The sequence below is a fragment of the Flavobacterium sp. WV_118_3 genome, from assembly GCF_039778605.1.
GTDB lineage: Bacteria > Bacteroidota > Bacteroidia > Flavobacteriales > Flavobacteriaceae > Flavobacterium.
This window is the reverse complement of sequence record NZ_CP156060.1, coordinates 1,119,759-1,135,645: the sequence shown is the minus strand read 5'-3', so window position 1 is coordinate 1,135,645 and position 15,887 is coordinate 1,119,759. Positions and strand designations below refer to the sequence as shown.

Annotated in this window: 14 protein-coding genes; 9 read left to right on the top strand and 5 right to left on the bottom strand. The window is 41.5% G+C overall.

Features of this window, described 5'->3' with window-relative positions; translation table 11 throughout:
- Nucleotides 1-99 precede the first annotated feature (99 nt).
- Both ABFU83_RS05270 and ABFU83_RS05265 read left to right on the top strand, forming a co-directional pair.
- Entirely contained in the window at nt 100-927 is an 828-nt protein-coding gene (locus tag ABFU83_RS05270) for a siderophore-interacting protein (protein WP_347069446.1), read from the top strand.
- Between the two features lie 22 nt (nt 928-949).
- Nucleotides 950-1,702: an ATP-binding cassette domain-containing protein gene (locus ABFU83_RS05265; RefSeq protein WP_347069445.1), complete on the top strand. Its 753-nt coding sequence runs from the start codon at nt 950-952 to the stop codon at nt 1,700-1,702.
- Nucleotides 1,703-1,785: 83 nt separating this feature from the next.
- Here the strand turns inward: ABFU83_RS05265 and ABFU83_RS05260 are convergent, their stop codons facing one another.
- Both ABFU83_RS05260 and ABFU83_RS05255 read right to left on the bottom strand, forming a co-directional pair.
- Nucleotides 1,786-4,815: a PAS domain S-box protein gene (locus tag ABFU83_RS05260; protein WP_347069444.1), complete on the bottom strand. Its 3,030-nt coding sequence runs from the start codon at nt 4,813-4,815 to the stop codon at nt 1,786-1,788.
- A gap of 2 nt (nt 4,816-4,817) precedes the next feature.
- Nucleotides 4,818-5,960 carry an FIST N-terminal domain-containing protein gene (locus ABFU83_RS05255; protein WP_347069442.1) on the bottom strand — a complete coding sequence of 381 codons (1,143 nt, stop codon included), beginning with the start codon at nt 5,958-5,960 and terminating at the stop codon, nt 4,818-4,820.
- Nucleotides 5,961-6,574: 614 nt separating this feature from the next.
- Between ABFU83_RS05255 and mgtA the strand changes: the two genes are divergently transcribed.
- Nucleotides 6,575-9,253: a magnesium-translocating P-type ATPase gene (gene mgtA / locus ABFU83_RS05250; RefSeq protein WP_347069440.1), complete on the top strand. Its 2,679-nt coding sequence runs from the start codon at nt 6,575-6,577 to the stop codon at nt 9,251-9,253.
- Nucleotides 9,254-9,264: 11 nt separating this feature from the next.
- On the opposite strand, the gene ABFU83_RS05245 is transcribed toward mgtA, so the two are convergent.
- Both ABFU83_RS05245 and ABFU83_RS05240 read right to left on the bottom strand, forming a co-directional pair.
- Nucleotides 9,265-10,185 (bottom strand): DUF4421 family protein, encoded by a 921-nt coding sequence (locus tag ABFU83_RS05245; protein WP_347069438.1) that lies wholly within the window; start codon nt 10,183-10,185, stop codon nt 9,265-9,267.
- 33 nt (nt 10,186-10,218) lie between these two features.
- Nucleotides 10,219-10,569: a helix-turn-helix domain-containing protein gene (locus tag ABFU83_RS05240; protein WP_347069436.1), complete on the bottom strand. Its 351-nt coding sequence runs from the start codon at nt 10,567-10,569 to the stop codon at nt 10,219-10,221.
- Nucleotides 10,570-10,707: 138 nt separating this feature from the next.
- Between ABFU83_RS05240 and ABFU83_RS05235 the strand changes: the two genes are divergently transcribed.
- The 6 genes from ABFU83_RS05235 (at nt 10,708) to ABFU83_RS05210 (ending at nt 15,494) form a co-directional block, all read left to right on the top strand.
- Entirely contained in the window at nt 10,708-11,346 is a 639-nt protein-coding gene (locus tag ABFU83_RS05235; protein ID WP_347069434.1) for a peroxiredoxin-like family protein, read from the top strand.
- Nucleotides 11,343-12,137, top strand: a complete 795-nt coding sequence (locus ABFU83_RS05230; protein WP_347069432.1) for a DNA alkylation repair protein — start codon at nt 11,343-11,345, stop codon at nt 12,135-12,137. The genes ABFU83_RS05235 and ABFU83_RS05230 overlap by 4 nt, the downstream gene beginning before the upstream one ends.
- Before the next feature lie 41 nt (nt 12,138-12,178).
- Entirely contained in the window at nt 12,179-13,084 is a 906-nt protein-coding gene (locus ABFU83_RS05225; RefSeq protein ID WP_347069430.1) for a LysR family transcriptional regulator, read from the top strand.
- A 65-nt stretch (nt 13,085-13,149) separates the two neighbouring features.
- Nucleotides 13,150-14,094, top strand: coding sequence for a putative sulfate exporter family transporter (locus ABFU83_RS05220; protein WP_347069428.1), 945 nt, complete (start codon nt 13,150-13,152; stop codon nt 14,092-14,094).
- Between the two features lie 108 nt (nt 14,095-14,202).
- Nucleotides 14,203-14,634 carry an N-acetyltransferase gene (locus ABFU83_RS05215; RefSeq protein ID WP_347069426.1) on the top strand — a complete coding sequence of 144 codons (432 nt, stop codon included), beginning with the start codon at nt 14,203-14,205 and terminating at the stop codon, nt 14,632-14,634.
- Nucleotides 14,635-14,636: 2 nt separating this feature from the next.
- Nucleotides 14,637-15,494: a helix-turn-helix transcriptional regulator gene (locus ABFU83_RS05210; RefSeq protein ID WP_347069424.1), complete on the top strand. Its 858-nt coding sequence runs from the start codon at nt 14,637-14,639 to the stop codon at nt 15,492-15,494.
- Here ABFU83_RS05210 and ABFU83_RS05205 read toward each other — a convergent pair whose 3' ends face one another.
- Complete coding sequence (locus tag ABFU83_RS05205) at nt 15,495-15,839, bottom strand: tRNA-binding protein (protein WP_347069423.1); 345 nt, start codon at nt 15,837-15,839, stop codon at nt 15,495-15,497.
- Between the last annotated feature and the right edge of the window lie 48 nt (nt 15,840-15,887).

Here is a 15,887-nt window from a genome sequence, read left to right as displayed (position 1 = left end):
GTTTTGAGTACACCTCAGAAATAGATAAAACAGAACTTTGTCAAAGATATCATTTATTTAGAAACAATCTAAATAATAAAATAAATAACCGCGAGACACATGGCAAAGAAAGAAAATAAAGCACAACACATTATTAATGCTACGTTAAAAGTAAAGCATAAAACCTATATAACGCCCCATTATTTAAGAATTACACTAACCGGTGCCGATGTTCCTCGATTTGCTGCGGCGACTGTTGGGGAAAACAATAAAATTTTTATCCCGCCGACTGGTGTCTCTGAAGTTCATTTCCCAACCTTCGAAAATGGTAAATGGTCGCCACTACCGCCCGAAATTAGTCCGACAGTGCGAACTTATACGCATCGGGGTATCGATTTGAAAAAAAACGAAATGTATATCGACTTTGTAGCGCATGGCGATAACGGCCCCGCCTCGGCCTGGGCGATGCATGCCAAAGAAGGCGATCTGCTGGGAATAGCGATGTACGGCTTAAAAACCGAACTCTATCCGGAAGCCGACTGGTATTTACTGGCCGGTGACGCCACCGCCATTCCGGTAATCAGTGCGATCCTGGAAGACCTACCGGAAAACGCACAAGGCGTAGCCCATATTCTGGTTGAAAATCCGCAGGAAATCCAACCGATACAAACCCGTTCGAAAGTGGTTTTGAACTGGCATTTTTACGGAGAAAATTTGCAGAATATCATCCTCGAAGACCGTATTCGGGAAATACCATTACCCGAAGCTACTCTACGTCGTTTTGGTTATGTTGCTGCCGAATTTTCGGCTGTTAAAGCCATACGGAATTACCTCCGCAAAGAACGAAACTGGACCAAAGAAGAAGTATATGCCTATTCCTATTGGAAATTCGGAACGAGCGAAGAGCAATCGGCTACAGAACGTCGTGAAGAACACCAATCCGTATAGGAATTTACCCTAACATGCAATCATGAAACTATTTAAAACAGCCACCACCCCAATCACAAAATTTGATGTCCGATTTGAGAACGTAACCTTTGGTTATATCAAAGATCATAACATTGTAAACCGTGCTTCTTTTTACATAAAAGATCAAAGTACTGTGGCATTGGTAGGTGCTTCCGGTTCGGGAAAAACGACACTTACCGGGTTAATTTCCCGAATGTGGGATCCCGGAAAAGGACGTATTACAATTGGAGGTGCTCCTATTTCCCGTATATCGCAACAAGAGTTAGCCAACTATGTTACGCATATTTCGGCCACCACTCTCCTACCAGACGATACACTGTACAACGCCATCTGGTCGGCCAATCCGAATGCGAGTCCCGAACTGGTATTCGAAGCACTCGAAAACGCATGTGTTATTGATTTCGCCTGGGAATTACCCAATGGCATGCACACACAATTACGACATCCGGAATGCCATCTTTCCGATCAGGAGAAACTGCGTATCCAAATCGCACGGGCGATGCTTAAAAATACACCTATTCTGCTTTTGGACGAAACCGTTACTACCTCCGGAGCAATGGATATGATTTACCTTCAAAAAGCCAAACAGGAACTAATAAAAAACAAAACCGTTATTATTATTACCCGTAATCCGGAAACCATCAAAAATGCCGATCAGGTGTTTGTACTTCATAACGGAAAACTCGAAGAACATTCGAATGCTGTTTTTTATTATAACCACACCCATCAGTGGAACCTGCAACTGGAATTTTAAACGATCCATAACTAGCTTTTTTTGATGCACGTTTTTAAGGGTTTCTGCGATCACCTCAACGAAACCTTTAAAAACAATATCATTTAATCGAGTTCGTGTTGTTGCAATTGCGCCACCACGGTTTCCAGTTGTTGTCTTACAAAAGCATATAAGGTCCTAAGCGATTCGTCGTCGTCAGATTCTTTTGCCATTTGCTCCAATAATTTTAATTCATCCGCAATCGAGGTTATTTTTAGGCTTTCTGCACTCGGTCGGATTTTGTGAACCAGTTTACCCAATTCGGCAAATTCCTGTTTTTCCATCGCTTTTTCCCCACATTCAATCAGTTCGGCTACCTGCACTCTAAAAACGTTTACGACTTCCCGGATAAAATCAGAACTGTTACCGGATAATTCCCGTAACATATCCAGATCGTATAACCTGCGTTCCGGCGCTTCTTTTACCGGCGTCCGATCGTGTACGGTATATTTGGCAATCAACCTGATCAACAACTCTTCGTCAAACGGCTTGGTGACATAATCGTTCATTCCCGCAGCATAACAACGGTCTATTTCGGTTTTAAAAGCATTGGCCGTTAGCGCTATAATTGGTGTATTCAGTTTTAATTCCTTACGGATTGCCTGTGTCGCTTCGATTCCATTCATTTCCGGCATCTGAATATCCATCAGAATAATATCAAATTTTCGCTGTTTTAAAATTTCCAGTGCCTTTAAACCGTTTTCGGCTTCTTCAACCTGACAGTTGTAATATTTAAGTGAATTTTGCGCCACCATACGGTTCAATATATTGTCTTCTACCAATAAAACCGAAACATCTTTAAGACTTCCCGGTTCCATTTTTCGTCCGGCAGTTTGTGTTTTTTCCAGATTGCCTTCTTCCAGTTTCAGGTATACGTGAAATGTCGTTCCGTTTCCTTTTTCACTTTCAATTTCAATCCGCCCTTTCATCAGTTCCACCAATTCTTTGGTGATAAACATTCCCAATCCGGTACCACCGTATTTTTTGGTCGTCACTGCTTTATCTTCCTGTGAAAACTTTTTAAAGATATTTTTCATATAACCGGCATCCATTCCTATCCCGGTGTCTTGTACCGATATTTTAATTTTTTGCCATCCGGTTTCTTTATTTTCCAAAACACAGTTGATACTAATGGCTCCGCTAGCGGTAAATTTAATCGCATTCCCCAACAGGTTAAATAATATCTGTTCGAGTCGCAATTCATCTCCTTTTAAGACCTTACTCACCTCCGGAGCTATGTTTTTACTAACGGTTAATCCTTTTTCCCGTGCTTTCGGACTTAAAACGGTAATCACGTTTCCGATTGTATTTTCCAATACGAAATCGGTATTTTCCAAGGTCATTTCACCTGCTTCGATTTTCGAAATGTCCAGTACATTATTAATAATCGCCAAAAGATGTTTGGATGCAATTTCGCTGTTGTTGATATAATCCCGCTGGGTTGATGTGAGCTGTTGTTTTCCTAATTCTCTAAGAAAACCGACAATCGCATTTAAAGGCGTCCGGATTTCGTGGCTCATTTGCGCCAGAAATGCTTCCTTCGATTTGGAAGCCTGCTGTGCTTTTATTTTCTGATTTTTAAGGGCAATCTCCAACCGTTTCTGTTCCGTAATATCGAGGTGGATTCCAATGGAACCGATCCATTGTCCGTTATCGTCATAATTTGGTCCGCCGCTAATCGCCCACCAGCGTTTTTCGCCTTTTTTATTTTTAACCGGTATCTGAAACAAATTCGAAATCCCTTTTTCCCGTAATTTCCGTTTGGTTTTAACCAGTTCCAGATGTTCTTCAAACATAAATAAATCCGGGGCATATTTTCCGAGGATTTCCTCCAGTTCATATCCCGAAATCGACAAAAAGCCCTGGTTCGCATACAGGATATTTTCATCGCGATCTACCTCGATAAGCCCCATATTCATATTGGCTATGATATTGCGGTATTTTTCTTCCTGTGCTTTCAGACTGTTTTCGGCTTTTTTCCGTTCAGATATATCCTGAATAAAAGCGCAGAAAAACTTTTCCCCGTTGTGTTCGATTGGCAAAATCGAAAGCTCAATAGGAAATTCAACTCCGGCGCGGTTTAGTCCGCTCAGCTCGATTCGTTTATTTAAAACCGGTCCTTCTCCGGTTTCCAGATAGCGTTTTAATCCTTCGTTGTGTTTGATCACATAGCGTTCCGGTATAATGGTTTCGGCCAGATTCTTACCCCGAACTTCCAACTGTGACCAGCCAAACATTTTTTCGGCCTGGCGGTTCCAAAAGGTGATTTTTCCTTTACTGTCGATCGTAATGATCGCATTCAGCGACGCATTCATGATCAAACGATTGCGTGCTTCACTCTCTTCGATCAGAGAAAGTGCGTTTTCCCGTTCGGTCACATCGGTATATTTCCACAAATGCCCCATTAAGGCTCCGTTTACCAGAATCGGAATATGATCCCGCTCAAAAAAATGCCCGTCGGCGGTTTCCATAATCTCGTTGGTCACCATCATTTTGTTTTTAAAAACCGTTTCGAAACGTTTTTTAAACAGTACGGGATCTTTAAACAAATGACTACGTTCGGCCACAATAGCCTTACAATCCGCTCCAATCAGATCGTCGGGTGTTCTCCCCAACGCAAAAAAGTCGCAAAACAGCTGATTTGCGAATAGTATATTCCGATTTTTATCTTCCACCATAATCCCCGACTGAAGATTCGCCAGAAGCGTTTTAAGCAACTGAATGGTATGGTTCAGACTTTCTTCAGATGCTTTTCGTTTGTTAATCTGCTCGCTCAGATAACCGGAAATAAACAACAGGTCGTTTTTCTCCTGATCGCTAATTGCGATAGGTGTTTCATTAATTTGCTGTAAACTATCATATAAATTATCGATAGATCGTTTTTTAAGTTCATACTCTTTTTTCAGGCTGTCGTGTACTTCGCTGTATTCCCGTTCACTTTCCTGAAAAGCGTGATGCATGATGTTCTTCTCTTTTTCAGAACTCCGGTACGTCGCATCAATAACCGCCAGAAAATCGTTCAAATCGTTATTTTGCCGAAGTGCTTTTGGCAAATACTTATTGATTTGCCGTTGTAATAGTTTATGATACGTCATAGTTATTCCATTTCATTAAGTCCTGTGATTGTCATCGTCTGGTTATGAAATTCACAATTTGAAAAAGGCTGTAAAGGCGATATCTCTCCGTAGGAATAAAATCCGGTTAATACTGTTTGCGTGCCAAACATCTCGGCTACGGCCTCGACCTCTTCCTCTATTCTGTTTCCTAATATTATTTTCCGTCCCACACAACTGATCAATAATGCAAGTTTAGGACTGGCCTGGGCTATCATAAGACAGGAACCGGCGGCATCACTGGCAGCATCGATCAGTTTATCAAAATTCGCCCTCATAAATTTCACCTTACTTCCTTCGGGCAAATCTCCGGCGAACGTCATTGTTTTAGCGACGTTATCAATAGAAAGTATGGTCCGTACCACGGTTTCGTTACTACCTTCCAACGTAAGCGATAATGGAAAGAGCAATGCTGAACCCGGTAATTCGGCGGCATATTCCCCGAGATAATTGATATACAAATCCAGCGCATTTTTATGATCAATTTCATATACGATGTTTTGTTCGGATCGGGTTACAATACGTTCCAATCCAAAAGCCTCCCATCCTCCCAACGAACCGTGTGACAACACCAGTTTTTCGCCATAAAAACCAATAGCTACAATTTTTCCCGGTTCGGGATAACCGTTTAATCCGACATAGGTCTTTTCAAACCGATCGGCATCGCCTGCTAATCCACCGGTGATCAACACATGATCGGGTTTCACCGCATTCATTCCTTTCACCAGCTCACTACCGTTTACTTTACCGCCATCGGACAATACCAACACCAATCGCAAACCGACAACCGGCATACGTTGGATGAGTGCCTTCCCGGCATCATAGGCCGATGTAAAATCATCGATAGCCACCATAGCTGTTGCCATCGTAGTAGACACAAATGTACTGGCGCTGATGGTAATGGTACCGTCGCGCACTTCCTTGTCGTAAATCTCACCGGAAGACGAACATAAAACGATATTGGCTGATGGGAACTGCTGTTTTAAAAAATCGTAAGATTCCGGGGCGCTAACCAATTCGGGAGCGCCAAAGCCCATTACCAGCTGCGCTTCGGAAAAAACGAGTGCCTCATCGTTTCTTACACTGGTAAAAGCTCCGTCCTGATAACATAACAAAGCCGTTTTCATACTACCGGAGTATTACAGGTTATCGGAATCATTTCCGGTTTTGGAATACCGGATACTGCCAGGAATAGCATCGCTAAAAACAATTGCGGTCATAGGAATTTGGGTTTTGGGGATCGTGCTACCTAAATTACTAAAAAAACATCGCTTTATTAACTTTTTAAAGCCTAATTTTGATTACTAATAAAATTTTAAGGTTTATATCACTGAATAACAACTATATCCCTTAATTACATTTTAAAATATAAAATAGGTGCTCTAATATTTTTCTAATAATATTCTAAAGTGTCTCTAACAGCCCTGTTCGAATTCTTGTCTTACTTTTGCCTTAACAATAATTATAATCATGGACGATTATCCCGAATTAAGTACTAACATTTCTCTATAAAGACAAGCCGATGTTGTTTGTCTTATAGCGACAAAACATGGATGTCATGAAATTCTTTTTTTCAATCATTAGCTTTTTCAAACCGGTTAAAAACCAGTCACCGGTTAAAAATTACGATACTTTTCTGGGGCTTGACCTGGATTCTTTTTTGGCTGAAACCCTAGTCAGGAAATCGTGTTCAAACGAAATCCACTTATAAAAGAAACCACCGATCTAAAAAAGTATCCGAATGTTTACCTCAAAAATAAAAAACACCCCAAAAGGTTTTCCGGTTTTTGAAACCAACCGACTTTTCGAAACAGCAAAAGCCGATACCACTACTATTTACACCCTATTAGAGAGTCGGCCGGAAGGGTTATCCGACGTACAGGCCGACGAAAAAAGAAAGGTCTACGGATCAAACGAGATTCTGCATGAAAAACCCGATCCGTGGTACAGCCAATTATGGAGTGCGTTTATCAATCCGTTTATCATTGTACTATTGGTATTATTGATGATTTCAGTCGTAATGGACATTATCCTGGCCGAACCGGGACAACAGGATTATAAAACCATAGTCGTGGTGAGCGTTATGGTTATCTTGAGCTCCTTACTTCGCTTCTGGCAGGAATTCAGCAGTAATAAGGCTGCCGAAGAATTGAAAAACATGGTCGAAACAACGGCCACAGTATTGCGCAGTAGTTCCGGAAAACAGGAAGTCAATTTTAAAGACATCGTACCGGGCGATGTGGTGTATCTAAGTGCCGGCGATATGATTCCGGCCGATATCCGTATTCTGCAATCGAAAGACCTCTTTGTAAGTCAGGCGATTTTAACCGGAGAATCACTTCCGCTGGAAAAAAATGAAAGCCCGATAATCGCCGAAGATTCCAGATCGCCGTTGGAATTTGACAATAGCTGTTTTATGGGAACCAATGTTATTAGTGGCACGGCAACTGCTATTGTCGTTGCGACCGGTAAAGACACCTATTTGGGTAAAATCGGCAAAGCTCTTAGCGGCAAACGCCCGGAAACCAGTTTCGACAAAGGCGTGAATAAAGTAAGCTGGCTATTGATTCGCTATATGCTGGTTATGGTTCCGCTGGTTTTTATGATCAATGGAATAACCAAAAACAACTGGCTGGATGCGTTGCTTTTTGCTATCGCGATTGCAGTTGGATTAACCCCGGAAATGCTTCCGATGATCGTCACCGCCAATCTGGCGAAAGGTGCCAAAAACATGAGCAAACGAAAAGTGATCGTCAAACGGCTTAACGCAATCCAAAACATTGGCGCGATGGATATTTTGTGTACCGATAAAACCGGTACGCTTACGATGGATAAAATTATCCTGGAACGCCACCTCAACGTTTTAGGAAACGAAGACGACGAAGTTTTAAAATGGGCCTATTTTAACAGCTTTCACCAAACCGGACTCAAAAACCTGTTGGATGTAGCGGTGCTCGAACACGTTGAACTGCACGATTATTTAAAAGTGGAAGAAAACTACCGTAAAGTAGACGAAATCCCATTCGATTTTCAACGCCGCCGTATGAGTGTTATACTCGAGCAAAAAAACGGGAAACAGCTACTCATTTGTAAAGGCGCCGTGGAAGAACTATTGGGACTTTGTTCTCATGCCTTTTATCCCGGTGAAAATGCGCAGATTCATATTGAAAATGACGCCATAGTTCCGTTGGACGATAGCATCCGGGCTACGGTTATGCAAACCTCCAAAAAACTCAACGAAGACGGTTTACGCGTTTTATTGGTTGCGATTAAAGAATACGACAGTCGAAGTGCCAATTATAGCATTGCCGATGAAAACAATATGGTGCTCACGGGGTTTATCGGCTTTCTGGATCCGGCCAAACCATCGGCCAAACCAGCCATTGAAAGTTTGCAAAAACTCGGTGTTTCGATCAAAGTATTAACCGGCGACAATGATATCGTAACCAAAAAAATATGCCGGGACGTAGGGATTCCGTTTCATCAGGTTTTGTTGGGAAATGAAATCGCCCAACTAACCGATGATCAACTAAGCGAACGTCTGGAAACCACCAGTATCTTTGCCAAATTAAATCCGGTACAGAAATCCCGAATTGTAAGCTTGTTTCAGGAGCAAGGTCATACGGTGGGTTTTATGGGTGATGGCATTAACGACGCGCCCGCCTTACGCAATGCCGATGTAGGCATTTCGGTGGATACCGCTGTTGACATCGCTAAAGAAAGTGCCGATATTATCTTGTTGGAAAAAGATTTGATGGTGTTACGAAAAGGCGTGATTTATGGCCGTCGGACTTTTGGGAACATCATCAAATATATCAAAATGACCACCAGTAGCAATTTTGGCAATATGTTCAGTATGCTTGGTGCCAGTATATTTTTGCCGTTTTTACCGATGTTACCGATACAATTACTGATTCAGAATTTGTTATACGACATTTCACAAATCTCCATTCCCTGGGATCGGATGGACGACGAATTTTTGGAAAAACCACAAAAATGGGATGCCAACAGTATTAGTCGGTTTATGTTGTATATCGGACCGGTAAGTTCCCTATTCGACTATATGACTTTTGCCGTTTTGTTTTATGTTTTTAAAGCGAATACACCCGAACACCAACATCTGTTTCAGACCGGATGGTTTGTAGAAGGCCTCCTTTCACAGGTATTGATTGTTCATATGATCCGTACCCGGAAAATTCCGTTCCTGCAAAGTTGGGCTACGGCTCCGGTAGTTGCACTAACCTCATTGGTAATGCTAATCGGGTTGCTACTTCCGTTTACGCCGTTTGCGCATTCGGTTAACCTGGAACCATTACCGTTAGCCTATTTTCCCTGGTTAATCGGTATATTAATTGGTTATTGTTTTCTGGTACAAATCGCCAAGGAACACTTTATCCGCAAATTTGGTTCCTGGCTTTAGTTTTATATCTACTACAGTCGGGGCAATTTTTTAAGCAACCGGGAAGAACTGTCAAAACGCTTCACCAGCATGAGCTGTAAAGTGGCAGTGCTTACACCTACCTGGTTGCTTTGCTCGTAGGAAACATACAATCGGTTCATCAGGAACGAAAGATTGACCGACCAGTCATTGATATTATAGCCGGAAGCAAAGCGGAAAAACAAACTGGGGTTCCAGTCAATCTTGTCTTCGAAGTTTTTAAACCCCATGGTAACACCCGGCGTTAAAGACCCTGTTACAAAAAACTTTGGGTTGATCACCCAGGTATAGGCATACCCAAGGCTTGGTCCGATCTGATACAATTCTTTTCGGAAACCAAATACATTATCGGCGCGAACCCGGTTGTAATACGCTCCTCCACCGAGTAAAAAACTACCCGCCGATTTTAACTGCACCTGAACCTGATCGAAAGCGGCACGATAGGAAAAGCGTTCTCCGTTAAACACATACTGTCCAAAAACGCCAATATTGGTCAGTTGTGCATCGGGATACATATTCAGCACGTCATTTTCCGTATCCTGATAATACAATCCTTCATAATCCAATCCGAAAAAGTCAAGAACAATTTTTCGTCCGTAATAATGGTATTCCAAATCAAAATACCGGGTTTTTCCTTTCGATTTATCTGCCAGGAAACCAAAGCCGTAACTATAACTCAATCCGGAATTTCCCCAGGTAAAACCTGCTCCAATGGCAAACGGACTATTGGCCGTATATTCCTTGTTATCGGCATCCGGGTATTCACTGCTTAACGTCACAAACTTTCGGGATAGATATACCCGAGCCGAATATTCCTGAGGAAATTTCCCGATATACGTACTGTCAACCTGTGCGACTACAGTTGGTATTCCGGACAAAAATAGTAAAAGCAGGAGCCATTGGGGAGCTGTCATGTAGTTTTATTTTTACAAGATTCTAACGTAAAATCAAATGGTATATTGTGATTCCCGATGTGCAATCAGGGTTTCGCCCCAACTATTTAACGACCATAAAACCTGAACCAGATTTTCGCCTAAAGGTGTGAGCGTATACTCCACTCGTGGCGGTACTTCCGGAAAGACTTCTTTTTGTATTAATCCGTCGGATTCCATTTCCCGAAGTTGTTGATTTAAAACCCGACGGTCGACTACGGCAATCCCTCTCAACAATTCACTCGGTCGGCGAATACCTTCATTCATCTGCCATAAAATCGGAATTTTCCACTTTCCGCTAATGGTATTCACGGCTTCTTCCAACGGACAAATCTTATTTTCGGTAATGCGTATTTTAGTTTTCATGTTTTTTATCAGAATTTTATTTTACGGAATAGACTGTAATCCAGTAAAAGTGTCCTTTTTCGCCCTATGGGGTAAAAAAATGCGGTATTGTGTGCTTCATTTAAAGCGATGATCTTTACAAAAATAACAGAAAATACGATGCCCACACTACAAGAACAAATCAAAGCCCTTAATGAACAACTCGCAACACAGGTTCCGTTGGAAACCCTTATGAACTTCCAGCATTCCATAACCGATTTACAGGCGACCTATTGCGAAAAAGATACCGTTAAAATCGGTGCTTCATTTCCGGAATTTGAACTTACAGATCCATCGGGACAAACGATTCGTTTACAGGATGTCCATACGGAAGAAAAACTGATCATTGCCTTTTTCAGAGGATCCTGGTGTCCGTATTGCAATCTCGAATTACAGGCACTGGAAAAGGCGTTGCCTCTTTTTCATGCCAAAAAATCCCGACTGATTGCGATTAGTCCGCAAAAACCTGTTTATAATGACAACTTACAACAAACCCATCGGCTATCCTTTCCCCTGTTAACCGATTCCGAAAACAAACTTGCACAACAATTAGGCATTACCTTTCGGCTACAGGATTTTGTACGTCCCCACTACCAGCAATTAGGTATTAAACTAGAGGATTTCAATGCCGATACCAGTGGTATGTTGCCAATTCCTGCTATATTTGTTATCGATCGCAACGCTCTGATCCGTTATATTTACCTTGATCCCGACTATAGAAACCGTATTGAAATCGCAACACTAACAGCCCAATTATGACCGTACGAAAAGGCGCCCGAACCATCGCTCAAATCCCTCCGGAAATACGGGAACAACTCAACAATGGCAGTATCGAATCGGCCAACCTGAACGAATGGCTGGCCATCAACCACAAACAACTGTTGGAAGCGGTACTCACGCACTGGAACCGCAAAGACTACCTCAACGATATTCTGACCGATATAGCCAATTTGAAGAAACAAACCGTTACGGTTGTCAACGAAACGATTGGTGTGCGTCTTTTAACCCAAAGTTATCTTTACAACGATACAACGCTATTTGAAAAACTGGCCACACATCCGTCGGATACCGTACGTTGTTGGGCGACTTATTTTATTGGAAAAAGTGACCATTCACTGGAGGAAAAACTGGAACGGATGCGTCCATTTGCTGCGGATACCCATTTTGGCGTACGGGAAATCAGCTGGATTGCACTTCGTGCCGATATTACCGAAAATCTGGAGCAGGCCATTCGTTTACTCACACCGTGGACCGTTTCCGAAAACGAATATATCCGTAGGTTTGCCTGCGAATCCATCCGGCCAAGAGGTGTTTGGTGCAAACATATTGAGACCTTGAAAGAGACACCTGAACCGGCCCTTGTAATCCTGGAACCCTTAAAATCGGATAACTCCAAATATGTCCGCGACAGCGTAGCCAACTGGCTTAATGATGCCTCCAAAACCCGACCGGATTTTGTAGTCAATTTGTGCAAAAATTGGGAAAAAGAAAGTCAAAGTAAAGAAACCATCTATATAATCAAACGCGCCTTACGAAGTATAAACCGATAAAATAATTATAAATCGTACCTTTACTATAAATTGTTCCGAATATGTCTGATATACGCCTAAAAGTATTCCACACTGTCGCCAGTCACTTAAGCTTTACCAAAGCGGCGGACGTCTTATGCATCACCCAACCGGCAGTCACTAAAAATATCAAAGAACTGGAAACCGAACTGGATATCCGTTTATTTGAACGCCGGGGAAATAAAATAACCCTTACAGAAGCCGGGGAAATCCTATACCGACATGCGGAATCGATTTTTGAAATCTACCGGAAAATCCAATACGATCTGGGATTGCTAAAAGAAAAACAGGCCGGCGAATTGTTATTGGGTGCCAGCACCACACTGAGTCATTATATTCTTCCTCCGATACTGGCAAATTTTTACAAACATTTTCCGGATATCCGAATTTCACTACTCGATGCCAATACCGAAAAAATCGAAGAAGCCGTATTACAGAAAAAAGTAGTACTGGGAATTGTGGAGGGGAAATCCAAAAACAAGGATTTAAAATACGTACCTTTTCTAAAAGACGAAATTGTAGCTGTAGTACATACTTCGCAGGAATTGGCCAACAAAGACCGAATCGGCAAAGAAGAACTTCTAAGTATTCCGTTGGTGTTACGGGAAAACGGTTCCGGTAGTCTGGAAATTATCGCGCATGAACTTCGCAAACACGATATTCCAATAAACGGATTAAACCTGATTATGCAACTTGGCAGTACCGAAAGTATAAAATCGTTTCTGGCCAATTCCAACTGTATGGCTTTGCTCTCGATTTCGGCGGTTAGCAAAGAAATCATAGAGGGACAATTTAAAGTCATTGATATCGATGACATCGATATTAAACGGGTATTTTACTTTACGCATTTACAGGGACAGTTGGAAAAAATCCCGGAAATGTTTGTACGATTTGCACAAAACAGTATAACCAAAAGTTATAACTTATAACTATTTATCATTGGTGTCGCCTTGTTTATTGGCGGAACTTTGTCGAACAAACAAAACAAAACACCATGACATTTCCGCAATTTTCCCCTAACCTTAAAAAAGGAATCTACCTCCTGGGTATCACCTTATGCCTTTTTCCTTTTATCAGCGCTCCATTAGCACTTTTATCCGGTTTTATACTCACTCAATTTATAGGCAATCCGTTTGAAAAAATCAGCCATAAACTCACCAAAATCCTATTGCAGTTTTCTATAGTCGGATTGGGATTTGGGATGAATCTGACCGACGCGCTACAAACCGGTAAAGAAGGTTTTCTTTTTACAATCGGATCCATTACGACAACGCTTATCTTAGGTATTATTCTTGGTAAATTTTTACGGATTCCGCGAAAAACCGGTTTCCTGATATCGGCCGGAACGGCAATTTGTGGTGGAAGTGCCATTGCCGCATTAACACCGATTATAAAAGCGCGCGAATCTGAAATATCGGTTTCACTGGCGACTATTTTTATTCTGAATTCGATTGCGTTGTTCCTGTTTCCGTTTTTAGGACATTTATTTGGAATGAGTGAAACGCAATTTGGAATGTGGTGTGCCATTGCCATACACGACACCAGTTCGGTTGTAGGAGCGGCACAACGGTTTGGCGATACGGCACTTCAGGTTGCCACCACCGTAAAACTACAACGCGCTCTTTGGATTATTCCATTGTCACTGGCTACTTCCTTTATCTTTAAAAACAAAGAAAGTCGAATTTCCATTCCCTATTTTATCTTCCTTTTTGTACTGGCCATGCTTTGGAACAGCTACTTTCCGGATTTCCGGGTTTTAAACGACACCATTGTACTAATAGCCAAAAAAGGGTTAGTGGTCACTTTATTTCTTATCGGAGCCGGATTAACCCGTGAATCGCTTAAAAAAACCGGAATACGCCCCTTATTACAAGGAATACTGTTGTGGTTCTTTATTTCCGTAGTATCCTTTGCTGTGATCTGGACGACAATAGCCTAATTTCAATAACTATAGGTTATTGTCCAAAAGTCCGATACTATCTTCCATTTGTCCGATAAGGTTTCGTTCGGTCCCTACTATTTTTGTCAGCAAATAAATTAAAACAAAATGATACGAAAAATACACCCTTCCGAAATCGAAGAAACCGTTACCTTATGGTATACCACCTCAGTAAAAGCACACGATTTTATTCCTGCCGAATACTGGGAAGCGCATAAAACGGAAATGGCTACCAGCTATTTGCCCAACTCCGACACCTATATTTTTATCGAAAACAATACCATTGGAGGATTTATTTCCATGGTCGATTCCTTTTTGGCTGCTATATTTGTAGCTGTGGACCAGCAAGGCAAAGGAATCGGAAAACAACTGATCGATTTTGTAAAACAGGAACAGTCCGTTATAGAATTAAAAGTTTATAAAAAGAATGCCCCAAGTATCCGTTTTTATCAGAAACAGGGATTTACCCTTGTAGAAGAAAGTCTGGAAATTGGTACCGGGGAAATCGAATGTTTAATGCAATGGCAGCAACCGATATAATAATGTTACACAACCTTGAATTTCCGGACGATACACGTCCGGTTATTCTATGTGATTACAACTACCGGCAACACCCTATATTGTTTGAGATGCCACCGCATAGTCACGATTTTTATGAAATTCTTTTTTTTGAAAACGGCAACGGTACTCATTATATTGACTTTGAAGCGCTACCGGTACATCCGAACCGTGTTTATATGCTTCTTCCCGGGCAAATACACTATCTAAACGACATTTCCCTTCGTGCCAGGGCTTTGCTTTTTGATAAAAACTTCCTGGACATCGCCGCTATGCAATTGCAATTGTTTATTCCGTTTCAGGAGGCTAAATTTGTAGATATTCCGACCGAAACCCAACCTGTTTTTAAAAAACTCATGGAATTGATCCAAATGGAACAACAAAGTGAAACGATCAACTTTAATCTGATCAAACATTATTTACAGGCGCTTTTACTCGCTTTGGACAAACACTATAAACCGACCGCTAACAAAAAGCTAAACGACCGGTTATATCCTGTTTTTGAATTGATCAAAACACATTTTACTACCGAACGGGAACCCGGTTTTTATGCTGCCCAATTACAATGCTCGCCAAAATACCTGGGTTCATTATTAAAATCGGTTACCGGTAAAACCTTAAAACAGCATCTCGATCAGCAGTTGCTGCTTGAAATCAAAAAACAGTTAGTACAAGATCATCCCATAAATACGATCTCCTATGATTTACAGTTTGAAGATCCTTCCTATTTTGGGCGTTTTTTTAAAAAACACACCGGATTAACGCCATTACAATTTCGGGAAAAAGCCCATTTATATCGTACTAGTGAACGGTATTCGTTTTCGAAATGGGCTAATTCCTGATTAAGCAATTCGCAATCCGTTTTCTACTTTAAAATCAGTAGACAATAATATGACGTCGCCATCTCCGGCAACAGCCCCCATAACCAAACATTCGCTCATAAACTTTCCGATTTGTTTTTTGGGGAAGTTCACCACCGCAATTATTTGTCGGCCGGTTAAGGCTTCTTTTGTATAATGTTTAGTGATTTGTGCTGATGATTTTCGGATTCCGATTGCCGCTCCAAAATCGATGGTTAGTTGATACGCCGGTTTACGGGCTTCAGGGAAATCGTTAACTTCCAAAATGGTTCCGACTCTCATTTCTACTTTTTCAAAATCGTCCCACGAAATAGTCTCTTGATTCATTTTCTTTTTAGATTCGTTTTTTTCAAAATTAGCAAATCATTCGGTAAA